This is a genomic window from Youngiibacter fragilis 232.1 (assembly GCF_000495435.3).
GTDB classification, from domain to species: Bacteria; Bacillota; Clostridia; order Clostridiales; family Clostridiaceae; genus Youngiibacter; species Youngiibacter fragilis.
In genome coordinates this window covers 53,712-70,925 of sequence record NZ_AXUN02000223.1, presented here as the reverse complement: position 1 = coordinate 70,925, position 17,214 = coordinate 53,712, and the positions used below count along the sequence as shown (strand labels likewise).

At 48.6% G+C, this 17,214-nt stretch carries 17 protein-coding genes and 2 tRNA genes; all 19 read left to right on the top strand.

The features are described from left to right. Nucleotides 1–317 precede the first annotated feature (317 nt). The gene (efp, locus tag T472_RS17890) at nucleotides 318–875 is read left to right on the top strand and encodes an elongation factor P (RefSeq protein ID WP_023388274.1); all 558 of its coding nucleotides are present in this window, start codon (nucleotides 318–320) and stop codon (nucleotides 873–875) included. A gap of 66 nt (nucleotides 876–941) precedes the next feature. Next, the gene (locus T472_RS17885) at nucleotides 942–1,319 is read left to right on the top strand and encodes a DUF5655 domain-containing protein (RefSeq protein ID WP_023388275.1); all 378 of its coding nucleotides are present in this window, start codon (nucleotides 942–944) and stop codon (nucleotides 1,317–1,319) included. Between the two features lie 276 nt (nucleotides 1,320–1,595). Then, nucleotides 1,596–4,187, top strand: a complete 2,592-nt coding sequence (gene adhE / locus T472_RS17880) for a bifunctional acetaldehyde-CoA/alcohol dehydrogenase (protein WP_023388276.1) — start codon at nucleotides 1,596–1,598, stop codon at nucleotides 4,185–4,187. 165 nt (nucleotides 4,188–4,352) lie between these two features. Beyond that, nucleotides 4,353–4,739 (top strand): Asp23/Gls24 family envelope stress response protein, encoded by a 387-nt coding sequence (locus T472_RS17875; protein WP_040908144.1) that lies wholly within the window; start codon nucleotides 4,353–4,355, stop codon nucleotides 4,737–4,739. A gap of 77 nt (nucleotides 4,740–4,816) precedes the next feature. Further along, nucleotides 4,817–5,227, top strand: a complete 411-nt coding sequence (nusB, locus tag T472_RS17870) for a transcription antitermination factor NusB (protein ID WP_023388277.1) — start codon at nucleotides 4,817–4,819, stop codon at nucleotides 5,225–5,227. Nucleotides 5,228–5,239: 12 nt separating this feature from the next. Continuing rightward, complete coding sequence (locus T472_RS17865; protein WP_023388278.1) at nucleotides 5,240–6,085, top strand: bifunctional 5,10-methylenetetrahydrofolate dehydrogenase/5,10-methenyltetrahydrofolate cyclohydrolase; 846 nt, start codon at nucleotides 5,240–5,242, stop codon at nucleotides 6,083–6,085. Further along, nucleotides 6,085–7,278: an exodeoxyribonuclease VII large subunit gene (gene xseA, locus T472_RS17860; protein ID WP_023388279.1), complete on the top strand. Its 1,194-nt coding sequence runs from the start codon at nucleotides 6,085–6,087 to the stop codon at nucleotides 7,276–7,278. The genes T472_RS17865 and xseA overlap by 1 nt, the downstream gene beginning before the upstream one ends. Before the next feature lie 2 nt (nucleotides 7,279–7,280). Then, nucleotides 7,281–7,496, top strand: coding sequence for an exodeoxyribonuclease VII small subunit (gene xseB / locus T472_RS17855; RefSeq protein WP_023388280.1), 216 nt, complete (start codon nucleotides 7,281–7,283; stop codon nucleotides 7,494–7,496). Beyond that, nucleotides 7,471–8,349 carry a polyprenyl synthetase family protein gene (locus T472_RS17850; protein ID WP_242864830.1) on the top strand — a complete coding sequence of 293 codons (879 nt, stop codon included), beginning with the start codon at nucleotides 7,471–7,473 and terminating at the stop codon, nucleotides 8,347–8,349. The genes xseB and T472_RS17850 overlap by 26 nt, the downstream gene beginning before the upstream one ends. Before the next feature lie 15 nt (nucleotides 8,350–8,364). After that, complete coding sequence (dxs, locus tag T472_RS17845) at nucleotides 8,365–10,245, top strand: 1-deoxy-D-xylulose-5-phosphate synthase (protein ID WP_023388282.1); 1,881 nt, start codon at nucleotides 8,365–8,367, stop codon at nucleotides 10,243–10,245. After that, on the top strand, nucleotides 10,232–11,038 hold the full coding sequence (locus T472_RS17840; RefSeq protein WP_040908161.1) for a TlyA family RNA methyltransferase: 807 nt from the start codon (nucleotides 10,232–10,234) through the stop codon (nucleotides 11,036–11,038). The genes dxs and T472_RS17840 overlap by 14 nt, the downstream gene beginning before the upstream one ends. A gap of 19 nt (nucleotides 11,039–11,057) precedes the next feature. Further along, the gene (locus T472_RS17835) at nucleotides 11,058–11,894 is read left to right on the top strand and encodes an NAD(+)/NADH kinase (protein WP_023388284.1); all 837 of its coding nucleotides are present in this window, start codon (nucleotides 11,058–11,060) and stop codon (nucleotides 11,892–11,894) included. A gap of 1 nt (nucleotide 11,895) precedes the next feature. Further along, the gene (locus T472_RS17830) at nucleotides 11,896–12,348 is read left to right on the top strand and encodes an arginine repressor (protein WP_023388285.1); all 453 of its coding nucleotides are present in this window, start codon (nucleotides 11,896–11,898) and stop codon (nucleotides 12,346–12,348) included. A 1-nt stretch (nucleotide 12,349) separates the two neighbouring features. Next, complete coding sequence (recN, locus tag T472_RS17825; RefSeq protein WP_023388286.1) at nucleotides 12,350–14,029, top strand: DNA repair protein RecN; 1,680 nt, start codon at nucleotides 12,350–12,352, stop codon at nucleotides 14,027–14,029. A 120-nt stretch (nucleotides 14,030–14,149) separates the two neighbouring features. After that, entirely contained in the window at nucleotides 14,150–14,956 is an 807-nt protein-coding gene (gene spo0A / locus T472_RS17820) for a sporulation transcription factor Spo0A (RefSeq protein WP_023388287.1), read from the top strand. Between the two features lie 148 nt (nucleotides 14,957–15,104). Continuing rightward, nucleotides 15,105–15,178, top strand: a tRNA-Gly gene (locus T472_RS17815). A gap of 8 nt (nucleotides 15,179–15,186) precedes the next feature. Further along, a tRNA-Val gene (locus tag T472_RS17810) sits at nucleotides 15,187–15,262 on the top strand. A gap of 257 nt (nucleotides 15,263–15,519) precedes the next feature. Then, nucleotides 15,520–16,428 (top strand): ABC transporter ATP-binding protein, encoded by a 909-nt coding sequence (locus tag T472_RS17805; protein WP_023388288.1) that lies wholly within the window; start codon nucleotides 15,520–15,522, stop codon nucleotides 16,426–16,428. Further along, nucleotides 16,425–17,183, top strand: a complete 759-nt coding sequence (locus tag T472_RS17800; protein WP_023388289.1) for a DUF2705 family protein — start codon at nucleotides 16,425–16,427, stop codon at nucleotides 17,181–17,183. The genes T472_RS17805 and T472_RS17800 overlap by 4 nt, the downstream gene beginning before the upstream one ends. Nucleotides 17,184–17,214 lie beyond the last annotated feature (31 nt).

The window sequence follows — 17,214 nt, the reverse complement described above, 5'->3', positions numbered from 1 at the left end:
AACTTCCACTTCCCACTTTGCCATAGTAATTTCTACTAATGTTTTTTATTGGGTTGAATTTACTTTATCAATTCAGCATGAAAACAACCTATAATTGTCCCTATAATTGGCAATTGCAAATGTACCTCCTTTCTGATAGAATATCCTTGGTAAATTGCGAAATGGTACATGATGCCCGGAGCCTTCCAAGGTTGTGAGTGCATGATCGGCCTATAGCATCGGAAAGACTTAGGTTGACAAGCCCCATGACCAAGGTGGGCAAAATGCCCGCACAGGTCCCAAAGAGGGGCTTTGTTAGATTATTTGGAGGGAAAACAATGATATCAGCAAGTGAATTGAGAAAAGGCACAACCTTCGAGCAGGACGGACAGGTATTCGTAGTACTTGACTTTCTTCATGTCAAGCCAGGAAAGGGAGCTGCATTCGTAAGGACAAAGCTCAGGAATGTAATCTCCGGCGGAACCACAGACACCACCTTCAATCCGACTACAAAGCTTCAGGAGGCTGTAATCGAGAGAAAGGAAATGCAGTATCTCTACAATGACGGAGAGCTGTACTACTTCATGGACCAGGAAACCTACGAGCAGATTCCTCTCAACTATGAGAAGGTTGAAGATGCGATAAAGTTCCTGAAGGAAAACAACTTCGCAGTCATCAAGTTCTACAAGGGAGATGCATTCTCAGTTGAAGCACCTAACTTCGTCGAGCTTGTAATCACCGAGACAGAGCCCGGCGTAAAGGGCAACACGGCTACAAATGCACTTAAGCCTGCTATCGTTGAGACCGGAGCACAGGTTATGGTTCCATTCTTCATCAACGAAGGGGATGCCATAAGGGTAGATACAAGAACTGGAGAGTACATGGAAAGGGTATAAGCCCTTTATGAAAGCCGGCAAAGGGGTGACCCTCTGCCGGCTTTGTCATTCAATGCGGAGGGATTTATGGACATGCTTTCAGCTGATTCACTGCACAGGTTCTTCAGGGCTGACGAGGGCAGGGTCAGCCTGTTCTGCTGCATAAGGGAAGCGATAGGGGCTTTTGGAGATTCAAACGAGCAGATGGGCAAATCACAGATATCATTCGGGACAAGGAGAAAATTCGCATGGGTCTGGATGCCTGTCCACACAGGTAAGGGGCGGCCTGAAGGCTGCCTTGTACTTACCCTGTCCCTTAGAAGGAAGGCTGATTCCCTGAGGATTGCTGAAGCGGTAGAACCGTATCCAGGCAGATGGACAACCCACATTATTATCAGTGATGCTCGAGACATTGACGATGAGGTAAGAGGACTCATTGAAGAGGCATATCTCCTTTCAAAATGAAACAGTACAAAGCATTTAGCCCTGCTCATGCAGGGCATTGTTGCGCTGATGATTGTTAAAAAAGAAACGAAAAACGGTGCAAATCATGTTGATTTTAGAATTTTTAATGAAGACATAGGGATTGTACATTATTGAATCATCAATAATGACTACGTTTACATACAAAAGAGTCATCATGAAATAAAATAATTAAAAATTTAACAATAAATCTTGACTCCTGGGTAATGAGTTGTTACAATGACAATGTGATAAATAATTAACAAAGGCGGAGAGAAAATGAAGACTGTTGGAAATGTAACTGAACTTATCTCTAAGTTTGAAGAAGTCAGGGAAGCACAGAGGAAATACTCTACGTATACACAGGAGCAGGTCGACGAGATCTTCAGGATGGCTGCGCTTGCTGCAAGCAATGCAAGGATAAGGCTTGCCCAGATGACGGTCGAGGAGACGGGAATGGGAATTGTGGAGGACAAGGTCATAAAGAACCAGTTCGCCTCTGAATACATATACAACCAATACAAGGATGAGAAGACCTGCGGAGTGATTGAAAAGGATGAGTCCTTCGGCATAATGAAGGTCGCGGAGCCGATTGGTGTTGTTGCAGCCATAGTTCCGACAACCAACCCTACATCAACTGCCATATTCAAGGCGCTTTTAGCGCTTAAGACAAGGAACGGGATAATATTCTCCCCGCATCCGAGGGCGAAGAGATCCACAGTTGAGGCTGCAAGGATAGTGCTTGAGGCTGCTGTCAAGGCGGGTGCACCTGAAGGGATTATAGGATGGATAGATGAGCCTTCTGTTGAGCTGTCACAGGCTGTAATGAAGGAAGCGGATATTATCCTTGCGACAGGTGGGCCTGGAATGGTAAGGGCTGCGTATTCATCAGGAAGACCGGCTATCGGAGTAGGCGCTGGAAACACACCTGCGATAATCGACGAGACTGCCCACGTGAAGATGGCGGTATCATCGATACTGCTATCCAAGACCTTCGACAATGGGGTGATCTGCGCATCAGAGCAGACGGTCATCGTCATGGATGAGGTTTACGATGAGGTAAGGAGAGAATTCCTGGAAAGGGGCGCATATATCCTGAACGCAGAAGAGACAGAGGCGGTCAGGGGGGTCATCCTCAAAAATGGAGCGCTCAATGCGGATATCGTTGGACAGAGTGCCGCAAAGATCGCAAGATTAGCAGGACTTACAGTCCCTGAGGATGCGAAGGTGCTTATCGGTGAAGTGGAGTCTGTAGAGCTTGAGGAGGCATTCTCGCACGAGAAGCTTTCACCTGTCCTTGGAATGTACAGGGTCAGTACCTTCGCTGAAGCGCTGGACAAGGCAGACAGGCTGGTAAGGCTCGGCGGATTCGGTCATACCTCGGTTCTTTATACAGACCAGGTAAAGATGAAGGACAGGGTCAATGCATTCGGAGCTAGGATGAAGACAGGAAGGACCATAATAAACATGCCTTCATCGCAGGGCGCGATAGGTGACATATACAACTTCAGGCTTGCGCCTTCACTCACCCTTGGCTGCGGAAGCTGGGGCGGAAATTCCATTAGTGAAAATGTGGGAGTCAAGCATCTCATGAACGTCAAGTCGGTAGCGGAGAGGAGAGAGAACATGCTTTGGTTCAGGGTGCCTGAAAAGATATACTTCAAGTCCGGTGCGATTGGTACTGCCCTTCTTGAGCTCAAGGGCATGAAGAAGAAAAAGGCCTTCATAGTCACTGACAAGGTGCTTTACAGCCTTGGCTACTGCGACAGGATAGCAAAGATACTGGGCGATTCAGGGATTGACTACAAGGTGTTCTTCGATGTGGAGCCGGACCCTACCCTTGCCTGCGCAAGGAAGGGAGCGGAGGAGATGAGGAACTTCAATCCCGATGTGATCATTGCTGTAGGAGGAGGATCTCCAATGGATGCCGCAAAGATTATGTGGACCATGTACGAGCATCCTGAGGTAAGGTTCGAGGACCTGGCCATGAGGTTCATGGATATCAGGAAGAGGATCTATGCGTTCCCGAAACTTGGCGAGAAGGCGATGTTCATAGCAATCCCCACATCCGCCGGAACAGGGTCGGAGGTCACCCCATTCGCTGTTATCACTGATGAAGCCACAGGCATCAAATACCCGCTGGCTGACTACGAGCTTACCCCTGACATGGCGATAGTGGATGCAGAGCTCATGATGGAAATGCCAAAGGGCCTTACGGCAGCATCAGGAATAGATGCCCTGACCCACGCGCTGGAGGCATACGTGTCGGTTCTGGCCTCGGAGTACACCAATGCCCTGGCCATGGAGTCGATAAGGCTCATATTCAAGTACCTGCCGCTGTGCTACACGGAAGGAAGGACCAATATCAAGGCGAGGGAGAAGATGGCCCACGCATCGACGATGGCCGGAATGGCATTCGCCAACGCTTTCCTCGGAGTGTGCCACTCAATGGCCCACAAGCTTGGTGCATACCACCACATACCCCATGGAGTCGCAAACAGCCTTCTTATCGATGAGGTCATAAGGTTCAATGCGGTCGAGAACCCGAGAAAGCAGGCTGCCTTCCCTCAGTTCAAATACCCGAACATCAAGTTCAGGTATGCGAGGATCGCAGATTACCTGGGACTTCCGGGAACAAACGATGACGAAAAGATAGAGAGCCTCATAGCTGCCATAGACGACCTGAAGAGAAAGGTCGACCTGCCTATGACTTTAAAGGAAGCCGGAGTCAAGGAAACGGACTTTTTCGGGAACATTGACGAGATGTGCGTGCAGGCCTTTGATGACCAGTGCACGGGAGCAAATCCGAGATATCCGCTCATATCAGAAATAAAGGAAATGTACATGAACGCCTACTACGGAAAGCAGTAAGGAAATCAATCAGGGAACCTGTAGGAATGGAAATCATTCTTATGGGTTTCTTATTTTAATATGAATATGCATGGAGTTATGCATAATTATAGCCCGTTCAATTGTATTTGATTTGTCCTTTTGATATAATGATTCTAAGCAGTTCTTGAAGTCAGGAGGATGAAAATGAGCGAAAAGGCAAAGAACACCTACGGCCAGGGCGTGGTTAAGATATCAGAGGATGTGGTCGGAGTAATTGCTGGGATAGCAGCAAGCGAGATCAAGGGAGTCGCAGGGCTATCGGCAACCCTGACAGGCGGAATAACACAGGTTGTCACAGGCAAGCGCAACGTGACAAAGGGCGTCAAGGTGACGGTTGGCGAGAAGGATGCGATAATCGACATGATACTTTCAGTCGAGTATGGCTTCAGGATCCCTGAAGTGGTGGAGAAGGTTCAGGAGAACGTGCTGACGACAGTTGAGGCCATAACGGGGCTCAAGGTATCAGCGGTCAATATATTCGTGAACAACATCCATGTCAAAGGAAAAGAACAGGAACCCAAGGAAAAGTAACAGGAAGCCCTCTGGTCACAGAGGGTTTTTTGAAGCGGACTTAAATTATCAAAGGAGGGGGCTACAGGCCCTTAGTTATGAGCATTAGAGAAAAAGAGAAGAGGTCAAGAGAGATAGCCATGGAGATCGTGTATCAGAGCACGATCAACGACAAGGATCCCGTGGAGCTTGTTGCGGATTACTTCGAGGAGTACGGTGAACTTGAGGAAGCTGACAGGGATTATGTGATGAGGGTCGTCGGCGGCGTAATGGAGAAGCGTGAGGAGCTGGATGCGCTTATAGAGGCTAACCTTGTGAAGTGGAAGCTTTCAAGGGTTTCCAAGATAAACCTCAGCATACTCAGGGTAGCCCTTTATGAGATAAAGCATGAGGACAGCATACCGAACAATGTATCCATCAATGAGGCTGTTGAGATCTCGAAGAAGTATTCGGATGAGCAGTCAGCTGCATTCATCAACGGGATACTTGACAAGATAGTGAAGGCTTGAGGAGGAACTTAGGTGACAGAGATAATCGATGTGAAGAGCATAGCCCAGAGGGTAAGGGAAGACCTGAAGGTAAGGGTTGCAGTCCTCAGGGACAGAGGTAAGGGGATACCTACCCTTGCGACTATCCTTGTCGGGAATGACCCCGGATCCGAATACTACATGGCCAGCCAGAAGAAGGCATGCGACTCCATCGGAGCCGAGATGCTTAAGCTGGTGCTTCCGGAAGACACTTCCGAAGAGGAACTCCTGAGGACCATAAGGGACCTTAATGATGACGGAAGCGTCCATGGGATAATGGTGCTTCTTCCTCTTCCGAAAGGGATAAGCGAAGGGAAGGTGGCTATGGCGATAGACCCTTCAAAGGACGTGGACGGTGTTAATCCCGTCAACATAGGCCTTGTGGCTTCAACGTCTGGAGGGGTTGCTCCCTGCACACCTGAAAGCGTGCTTGAAATCCTCAAGGCCAGCCTTAAGGAGCTCAAGGGTCTTCATGCAGTTATCGTAGGAAGGTCCAACATAGTCGGTAAGCCTATCATCCAGCTTCTCCTCAGGGAACACATGACTGTGACTGTCTGTCATTCAAGGACCAGTGACCTTAAGGAGGTTACCAGGTCAGGGGATGTGGTGGTTGCTGCCGTGGGCAAGCCTCTCATGGTCGATGATACATATATCCGGGAGGGTGCTTGCGTGATAGACGTGGGGACATCCGAATTTGAAGGCAGGATCACAGGTGACGTCGACCTTGAGAAGATCATGGGAAAAGCCTCCATGGCAACGAAGGTCCCAGGCGGAGTCGGAATGCTGACTACGGTGCTGCTTATGAGAAATCTTGTGGAATGCGCTGAAAAGGTGCTCTGATGAAGCTTCGGACGATGTCGGTATCCGACCTCAACACATATGTCAAAAGGAATTTCGACAATGACTTCATACTCGGTAACGTCATGGTTGCCGGTGAGATATCCAATTTCAAGGCTCACAGCTCAGGGCACCTTTATTTTTCCCTCAAGGATGAAAATTCCAAGATAAACTGCGTCATGTTCAGGGGAGAGGCGCAAAGCCTCAAATTCAGGCCTAAGGACGGGATGAAGGCGATCTGCAGCGGGCGTGTAAGCGTATACGTCAAGGAAGGCTCATACCAGCTGTATGCGGCTTCAATGCAGGAAACCGGGCTTGGAGACCTGCACCTTGAGTTCGAGAGGATAAAGGCCCTGCTTGCAAAGGAAGGGATCTTCGATGCCTCTGCAAAGCGGGACATACCTGAATATCCTGACAAGGTGGCTGTCGTGACCTCAAGGACGGGTGCGGCGGTCCAGGACATCATCAATGTGGCTGCAAAGAGGAACAGGAAGGTTTCATTGACCATATTTCCTGCCCAGGTACAGGGTGAAGGCTCTGCAGCAAGTGTGATAAGGGCCCTTGAGGCTGTTGAAAAGGAAGGCGGCTATGACGTCATAATAATTGCGAGGGGCGGAGGCTCATTCGAGGACCTTTTCTCATTCAATGATGAGAACCTTGCAAGGGCAATAAGGAGGTCACCGGTCCCTGTAGTAACCGGTATCGGTCACGAGGTGGATTACACTATTGCTGACTTCGCTGCCGACATGAGGGCTGCCACCCCTTCACAGGCGGCGGAGATTGTAGTGCCGTCACTGAAGGAGATGGAGAGGAAACATGAAGTGATGCGCTTCAGGCTGAAGTCATCGGCATATTCGCTTCTAGAGCTCTCAAGGGAGAGGCTGGATGCGAGGATAAGGGCGCTTTCGAGGAACAATCCAGCGACTATCGTCGCCAATGAACTGCTGAGGCTCTCAGAAAAGAAGGAGCGAATGAGGCATCTGATAGCAGCAAGGCTTCTTAACGAAAGGGACAGCCTTGTCAGTAAATCGGACCTGCTTCATGCCCACAGCCCCCTCGGGGTTCTCGGAAGAGGCTATGCGATAGTGTACGGTGAAAACGGCAGAATACTGAAAGCGGTAGAGGAACTGGATCTTCAGAATAGTATCAGGGTAAGGCTCTGTAACGGAGAAAGGACCCTTGAGATTGAGAGGTAGATATGGCCAAGAAGAAGAGGACCTACAAGGAGATCATGGAAGAACTCGATGCTGCAATAAAGGAGCTTGAGAACGGCGGGCTGCCGCTTGAAGAGGCCATTGAAAAGTATGAGCTCGGAGTGAAGCTGTCCGGGGAGCTTCTCGTCATCCTGGAGAAGGCTGAGGAGAGGGTCAGGATAATGGAAGAGGACGGTGAGAAGAACTTTGAGGGAGCTTGATGAATACAAGGTTCTTGTAGACCAGAGCCTGGAGGAATATTTCAATGGTCTGGGCGATGGAAAGCTTGCCAGGGCGATGGCTTACAGCGCTCTGCTCGGTGGGAAGAGGATAAGGCCGGTCATGGCTCTTATTTCCGCGGAGATGTTCGGTGGAAGCGTCGAGGAAGCGATGCCAATTGCAATGGCAATCGAGATGATACACACCTATTCCCTTATACATGACGACCTCCCGGCAATGGACAATGACGACCTGAGGAGAGGAAAGCCTACGAACCACAAGGTTTTCGGTGAAGCGATGGCTATCCTTGCAGGTGACGCCCTCCTAAATGAGGCTCACAGCCTGCTCATAAGGAGCGCGCTGAAATCAGGATCCAGAGGGGCTGAAGCGGCACTGGTCGTATCCCTTGCGGCGGGCAGGGAAGGAATGGTCGAAGGTCAGGTGAGGGACCTGGAGAACGAAGGAAGGGCAGCAAGCTTTGATGAGCTCAGGGGCTGTCACGAGCTCAAGACCGGAATGCTCATTGCAGCTTCCCTTGAAGCACCTGCTGTGCTTTTCGGGGCAGGCGAGGATGAACGGAAGGCCATGAGGGACCTTGGACTTAAGTTAGGCCTTGCATTCCAGATCAAGGATGACATCCTTGACACCACATCTACGAAAGAGGTGCTTGGCAAGACTCCAGGCAAGGATGAGACCAGCGGAAAAACCACATACGTCTCACTTTTCGGCCTTGAAAAGAGCGAAGAGATGGCAAAAGGTCTTACCGGGGAGTGCCTTGGCATCCTTAAGGGTCTTGACAGGGATACGGCACAGCTGTGGGAGATGTGCCTGGCGCTTCTTCAAAGAAATCGTTAGTAAGGAAGAATTCAAATGGGTATATTGAGGGACAGATACAGGAATCCTGAAGACATCAAAGAACTGACCATGGATGAGCTTTACCAGCTTTCAGACGAGATAAGGGCATTCCTTATCGAATCGGTATCCAAGACAGGTGGACATCTTGCCCCGAATCTTGGAGTTGTCGAGCTCACCGTAGCCCTCTTCAACGTCTTCGACCTTGAAAAGGACAGGATAATATACGATGTGGGACACCAGAGCTATGTGCACAAGATGCTTACGCACAGGCTCGATGAGTTTGCGAAGCTGAGGAAATACAAAGGACTGAGCGGATTCCCCAAAAGGGACGAATCAAGGTATGACGCCTTTGACACAGGACATTCCAGCACCTCCATAAGTGCAGGACTCGGCTATGCCAGGGCAAGGGACATCGCAGGTGACGACTACAACGTCATATCTGTCATCGGAGACGGAGCCCTTACAGGCGGAATGGCCTTTGAAGCACTGAATGACCTGGGATTTTCAAAGACAAGGATGGTGATAGTCCTTAACGACAACCAGATGTCCATATCGAGGAACGTAGGCGGGATAAGCACCTACCTTTCGCAGCTTCGGGGTGACAACTATTACGAGAAGGTCAAGAAGGACATACAGGACACCATAGACAGGATGCCCATGGGAAGGACGCTCAACACAGGGATGATGAGGCTTAAGAACAGCGTCAAGACAATGCTTGTTCCCGGAATGCTGTTCGAGGATATGGGGCTGAAATACCTTGGGCCGGTGGACGGCCACAACATAAAGGACATGAGCAAGGTCCTGAAGGTAGCGAGGGACTTCAACGGTCCTGTGATAGTGCATGTCAGGACGCAGAAGGGCAGGGGCTATGTCGCATCTGAGAAGAGGCCGGACCAGTTCCACGGTATCGCCCCGTTCAACAAGCAGAACGGAGAGGTAGTGTCGAAGGTCAAGGTGACCTACTCAAAGGTTTTCGGTGAAGCGGTGACGGAGCTTGGCAGAAAGAATGGAAAGGTGTGTGCCATAACTGCGGCAATGCCGGATGGGACAGGGCTTTCAGCATTCAAGAAGGAGTTCCCGTCAAGGTTCTTCGACGTGGGGATTGCCGAGCAGCACGCTGCGACGCTTGCCGCAGGACTTGCTGTAGCTGGCATGAAACCCTACATAGGGATATACTCCACATTCCTGCAGAGGGCATACGACCAGGTGATACATGACATATGCATACAGAACCTGCCCGTAGTCATCGGTATTGACAGGGCTGGCATAGTCGGTGACGACGGGGAGACCCATCAGGGGATACTGGACCTGTCGTTCCTGAGTGCTGTCCCGAACCTTACGATAATGGCGCCCAAATCACTTGAGGAGCTTCATAACATGGTTATGTGGTCAGAAACCTTTAACGGACCGCTTGCCATTAGGTACCCAAGAGGCGGGGACCCTGCCGGGTTTGAGCCGGAGGCGCTTGCCATGTTCACACCTGGAAAGTTTGAGGTCATTTCAGAAGGCATCGACGGATACATCTATGCCACTGGAAAGATGGTGCAGAGGGCAGAGGCGGTTGTGAAGGGGCTTGAGGGCAGAGGCCTGAGGTTCGGTATAGTCAATGCCTGCTTCATCAAGCCGGTCGATGTAGAAATGATAAGGAAACACAGTGAGGAGAATAAGGCGATAGTCACACTTGAGGACAACATGGTCCACGGTGGGCTGGGATCCCAGGTCCTCGAGGCTGCAAACGACATGGGACTGCCGGCGAAGGTGATAAGGTTTGGCTTCAGGGATACATTCGTTGTCCAGGGAGACCCTGAATCGCTATACAGGCATTACGGCCTGGATACTGATTCAGTTGTAAGGAAGATCGCTGAAAGGCTATGTGAGGGTGATTGCGATGAGTAAGGAGAGACTTGATACCATACTTGTCGACAAGGGACTCTTCGAGACCCGTGAAAAGGCAAGGGCTGCCATAATGACCGGAAAGGTCTATGCGGACGGGATGAAGGCCGACAAGCCTGGCGGCAAATATGACACTGAGTCCGTCTTCGAGTTCAGGGGTGAGAAGATGCCCTTTGTCTCAAGGGGAGGCTACAAGCTTGACAAGGCAGTGACGGCCTTCGGTATAGACCTTCAGGGGCTTACCTGCCTTGATATAGGGGCATCGACGGGAGGCTTCACCGATGTGTGCCTTCAGAGAGGAGCCGCAAAGGTATACTCTGTGGATGTGGGCTACGGGCAGTTCGCCTGGAAGCTGAGGACTGACCCCAGGGTAGTATGCCTGGAGAGGATGAACTTCAGGTATGCGACAAGGGAGGACATTCCGGATGAGATTGATTTTGCAGCTACTGATGTATCGTTCATCTCGATAATGAAGATAATACCTCCTGCCCTTGCGCTTATGAAGGAGACTGGTACCATGGTAGCCCTCATCAAGCCTCAGTTCGAGGCTGGAAGGGAACAGGTCGGGAAGCATGGCGTTGTCAAGGACAGGAAGGTCCACGAGGAAGTCATAAGAAAGATATGTACCTTCATATCCGGAACGGGCTGCCACATATACGGACTGGACTTCTCACCGATCAAGGGCCCCGAAGGCAACGTGGAATTCCTCATCTATTTCGGAAAGATGGACAAGGGCGTAGCCTTCGATGCGGATGAAGCTATAACTAAGGTAGTTGACGGAGCACATTCCTTATGACCTGTCATGGAGGCGTTGCATGAAGAACATCGGTATTTACAACAACAAGAGAAAGGATCCGGAAGGCATATACGAGGCCGAGACCGTGAGGATACTCAGGGAGGTGCTTGCAGATGTCAGGATCAGCAAGGTCACGGGAGCTGAGGACATATGCGGCCAGGATCTGCTGATAGTACTTGGAGGAGACGGGACCCTCCTTTCTGCAGCCAGGATAGCATCCAGGCATGGTCTTCCGATCCTGGGACTGAATATAGGCACGGTAGGCTTCATGACCGGAGCTGAGATCAAGGACCTTAGGAAGGCGATTGAGAACATAGAAGCCGGCAGCTTTTCCATAGAGGAAAGGATGATGCTCGAGTGCTCGTTCGAGAATGACGGCATCACGAAGAGCTATGTGGCACTTAACGACATAGTGGTCTCAAAGGGAGCGCTAAGCAACATACTGGACTTCGAGCTTTTTGTTGACATGGACTTCTGCACAAGGTACAGGGGCGACGGGATAATAGTGAGCACTCCAACGGGCTCCACTGCCTACAACCTTTCTGCAGGCGGACCGATAGTATACCCTACGGCTGATGCCATCTGCATCACAGCCATCTGTCCCCATACCTACGGGGTCAGGAACCTGGTGCTTAACAGCACCCAGGAGGTGGAGGTAAGGGTTGACATGGATGAGGCTGAATACTACCTTTCCGTCGACGGACAGGAGCATGAGGTCCTCAATGAGGATGTGACGATAAGGATCGGCAAGGCGCCGTTCCCGTGCAAGGTCTTGAGGCTTGCGGACTACGACTACTTCAGCGTACTTAGAAAGAAGATATTATATAAGGCAATGGATATTAACAGGGGGGAATAATTTGAAAACGGACAGAAGATCAAGGATTTTGGAAATCGTATCTAACAAGGACATCGAGACACAGGAGGAACTGGCTGAGGAGCTGAGAAGACTTGGCTTCAACGTCACCCAGGCTACGGTATCAAGGGACATCAAGAACCTGCAGCTCGTTAAGATGCTGAACTCAAAGGGCAGGTACAAGTATGTCATCTCAAGGGACGAAGGCAAGGATATGGGTGAGAAGCTCGTGTCAATCCTCGAACAGACGGTAGTCTCAGTCGAGTCACTCGATAAGTTCGTAATCGTAAAGACAATAACCGCGTCCGCCTCTGCAGCCGCAGAAGCGATCGACCAGCTTGACCTGACAGAGATCGCGGGAACTATCGCCGGAGACAACACGATATTCATCCTGGTAAGGACTGTCGAGAAGGCGAGGGACCTCGTTGAGAAGATAAGTTCAATGATGAGGAAATAGAATGCTGATTCAGCTGAATGTTAGGAATTTTGCTCTGATCGACAGTCTTGACATATCTTTTGACACCGGCTATACCATCCTGACCGGTGAAACCGGAGCAGGAAAATCCATACTCATAGATTCCATAAGCTTTGTGCTCGGAGGGAAGTTCGCAAGGGACGCGATAAGGACTGGAGCTGACAGCGCTTTTGTTGAGGCTGTCTTTTCCGTGACCGAAGGGGTGAAACCTGTACTTGAAGCCACGGGAATACCTTTTGAGGATGAAATCGTAGTATCAAGGGAGACCTTCACCTCGGGCAAGAACACCGCGAGGGTCAACGGCAGGACAGTACTTGTGGGTCAGCTCAAGGAAATCGGAAGGGAACTTCTGGACATACATGGCCAGCACAACAACCAGAACCTCCTCGACACGGCAAGGCACCTTGAGTACCTAGACAGCTACACAGGAATGGATAAGGAACCTGGTTATATCGCATATACCGAAAGGTACAATGAGCTAGTTAACCTGAGGGCAAGGCTTTCATCCATGAAGGGCGGCAAGGACAGGGAAAGGCTCCTTGACTACCTTGCCTACCAGATCAAGGATATCGAGGATGCGAGGCTAAGCATCGATGAGGAGAAGGATCTTGATGAGAAGCTGCTCATGCTTGTCAATGCCGAGAAGCTTTCGACTGGCCTTGGCGGAGCGCTTGAACTGCTCGACGGTGAAGACGGGGCCCTTGACAGGTGCCGTCTGGCCCTCAAGAGCCTCGGCTCAGTAGCGAAGATCATAGAGAAAGCAGGAGGAGCCCACAGGGGACTTGAAGAAGCCTTCTATTCGATGGAGGAAGTGGCGAGGGACCTTGAAAGGCTCAACCAGGAGATATATTTCGATGCTGATGAGCTGGAGCAGGTCAACCAGAGGCTGCATACGTACGAGAACCTCAAGAAGAAGTATGGAAGGGATACCGGATCGGTACTCAGCCACCTTGATGAATCCAGGAAGCAGCTTGATGAAATCGTCAACCAGGAAGCGATAATCGAGGAGATAAAGGGATCGATAGCTAAAACTGAAGATTCTCTGAGGGAACTTGGCAAAGTCATCACCCTTAAGAGGGAGGAAGGCGGAAGACTTCTTTCTGAACGGATAAACAGCGAAATGAAGTTCATCGGCCTTGAAAAGGCTGACTTCTCCGTAGAGGTGGCTAACGAAGGGAACCTTACCGAATCAGGAATGGACAGGGTCAGCTTCCTGATTTCCACGAACCTTGGTGAACCAAGGAAACCTCTGGAAAAGGTGGTATCGGGCGGAGAACTTTCGAGGATAATGCTCGCCATGAAGGTGGCATTCATTGCCAAGGACAGGACTCCATCGGTGATCTTCGATGAGATCGACACCGGTATCAGCGGCAGGGTGGCTGAAGCTGTAGGTGAAAAGATGTACTCGCTCTCAAACGGCTTCCAGGTCTTCTGCGTTACACATCTGCCCCAGATAGCCGCATTCTCGGACAACCATTTTGTAGTCGAGAAGCTTGAGAAGGACGGAAGGACGATAACAAGGGTCAGAAGCCTTGATCATGAGGAGAAGGCAATGGAGCTTGCAAAGATGATCGGCGGCAGCGTGATCTCGGATATAACAGTAAGCTCTGCCAGGGACATCATCGGGAAATCGGATGAGCTTAAGCGGAAATATGAAAAATGAATTCAATCAGGATTTCGGATTAAAATAATAATTCCAGATAATTAGCAATAATATAACAAATCGGATGATTTTTGAATTATAATAAAAATAATACGAAATTCTTGATAAGGGGACAATGACATGGGAAAGAAAATCAGCGTAGTCATTGCTGACGACAACAAGGACATCAGCAATTTGCTAAGGGAATACTTATCTACGGATCCTGAGATAAATGTGGTAGGCCTCGCAAGAAACGGACTGGAGACTATCGATATTGTCAGGGAGAAGGAGCCGGATCTTCTTCTCCTTGATATCATAATGCCTCAGCTGGACGGACTTGGTGTCCTTGAAAAGCTCAAGAATCTGGATAACAAGCCTAAGATCATTGTATATTCGGCAATTGCCCAGGATAAGATAACACAGACAGCAATCCAGCTTGGTGCCGACTACTACATGGTCAAGGACATTGACATGAAGGTCCTTAAAAGCAGGATAAAGCTCCTCTTCAACATGGAGGAGAAGCAGGAAAAGACTGAACAGCACTATGAACCGGCAGAGAAATTCCAGAGGAAGACTGAAATCGGTGAAGGCGCTGACCTTGTATCAGAGGTCTCATCCATACTCCAGGAGCTGGGGATACCTCCTCATATCAAGGGATACCAGTATCTGAGGGAAGCCATACTGCTTGTCATTGGTGACCTTGAGCTGCTTTCAGCAGTCACAAAGGAACTGTACCCTGCGATAGGCAAGAAGTTCAACACAACGCCATCAAGGGTTGAAAGGGCCATAAGGCACTCCATAGAGGTTGCATGGTCAAGAGGCCAGATAGACAACATGAACAGGATCTTCGGCTACAACATAATCCTTGACAAGGCAAAGCCAACAAACTCCGAGTTCATCGCCATGGTAAGCGACAATCTGAAGCTTACTATCGGAAAGAACCAGTAGCGGCCATTTCAAATGATTTGAATGCATAAGGCTCCGGGAAAACAGCCCGGAGCCTTGATTCTTGAAATTAATTCCAATAAATTCAGCCAGTTGTTCATTTTTATGTTGCTTTAGTCCCTGGATTTTGTTAAAATAACTTTGTGCTCCTGCGGGTATAGCTCAATGGTAGAGCATCGGCTTCCCAAGCCGGTAATGGGAGTTCGATCCTCCTTACCCGCTCCAGTGACCATGGGACGTTAACTCAGCTGGTAGAGTGTCATCTTGACGTGGTGAAAGTCACAGGTTCGAGTCCTGTACGTCCCACCAGAATAAAACCGCCTGTCGATTGAAAAATCGGCAGGCGGTTTTGTGTTGTCTTCATTTCTTAGCATTAGTGTGATATAAATACATTTATTTATTTCGACTTAACCAATCAAGATATAATATTGTGATATAATGGTAGAAGTCTCAGGATTGATTTGAAGTGAGATGGATAAAATATTATGTGAGCGCCAGGTTATTCTAAGATGTTACTAGATGTGGATCAAGGAATATAGATTCAATTCATCGTTGGGGGGAAGCTATTGGAAGTAATAAGAGTGAATAACATACTCAAATCGTATGGGAAATGTGATGTTCTTAAAGGTATCAGCCTTTATGTCAGAAAAGGGCGTATCGTCGGATTACTTGGGCCGAATGGTTCGGGTAAGAGTACACTTCTAAAGATCATTTCAGGGCTAGTGATACCTGATGCCGGGGATGTTGAAATCAATAAACTCAGCTTGAGGACTGACCTTAACAGGATAATGGAAAGCGTGGGTGTGCTTATCGAAGAACCAGGCATTTATGAATACATGAACGCCATGGGAAATATGAATGTCAGTTCCATGCTGCATGGAAAAAATGACAAGCAGAAATCCAGGAAACTATTGAACAGGTTTGAACTTGACCCAGATTCCAAGGTCAAGGCAGCCAAGTATTCGACTGGGATGAAGCAAAGGCTCGGTATTTGCATGGCAATGGTACATGATCCTGAGATACTTATCCTGGATGAACCTACAAACGGTCTCGATGCTGATGGAATAGTGCTGTTAAGGAATACACTTAAGAGATTCAAGGAGGATGGCAATACAGTAGTTATTGCCACCCACCTTCTTTCCGAAGCTAAAGAACTGTGTGATGATATAGTGCTGAATAACACTGGTGTAATCTTAGAAGAGTTCAGTTATAGAAATAATGAAGGCTCTGAAATGGAGATACATTCTATAAATCTTAGCGGCCTGGATCAAAGGCTTTTTGAAGAAAATCTAGCTCAAATCAGTACATACAGATATTGGTTAAGCAGTGAAAGATTGGAAGTCTTAATAGCCGAAAGCGAACTTGGAAAGCTTGTACTTAAGCTCAATGAAAGAGGAATGGAGTTAGAGAGCTCACAATTTTCCAAGATAAGCCTTGAAGAATTCTATTTGAGAAAGGTGAGTGGTGTGCAGTGATAAGAGTTCTGAAGGCTGAATTCTATAAGCACAACCATTCGGGCTTGTTTATAGGTTTATCTGCCGCTTTGACATTACTATCAACAATTCTGTATGGAGTAAGTTATGTAATCATGGATGGCAATATTGGTTTTTATTCGATTGCAATGACTAACCTGGTCTGGTTCATACAACTATACTTCCCTGTTGCCCTCATAGTAATTTATGCCTCGATATTTTCTCAGGAAGCAGGTAAGAAGGTAATCAGGAACAACATTATTGGGGGGGTAGACAGGACTAAGATTCTTGACGGGAAAATCCTATTCGGCGTTATGGTATCCGGAGCATGCATGGTAATGGTCACAATAATTCCATTACTTTTAGATATTTCAACGGGTGCAATATACATCGAAGAAAGCACCATACCTACTTCAGAGTTAATATTGAGGACTGGTGGGGCGTATCTATATTCATTCTTGTATCTCACTTCCTACGCTCTTTTTTGCACTATGGTCAGTCTTCTATTTAATAACCATAAAATAGCGATATTACTTACACTTTTTATTCATTTTTTTATCATTTATGTTTCGCAGTTTCCTGTAATTGGAGATGTGATAAGGCGATTAACATTCTGGACCGGGCCAGGATGGCTTGAAGCATTTTCGGTCAAGGACATCCCATCATTAGACTTGACCCGGAATATTGTGGTTTTTGCAGTCAATATTATTTTGTTTTACCTTGTATCCTTGAGGATAATGAATAATAAGGATTTTTAGGTATAGCTGAAAACTGAGGGAGTGAAGAATT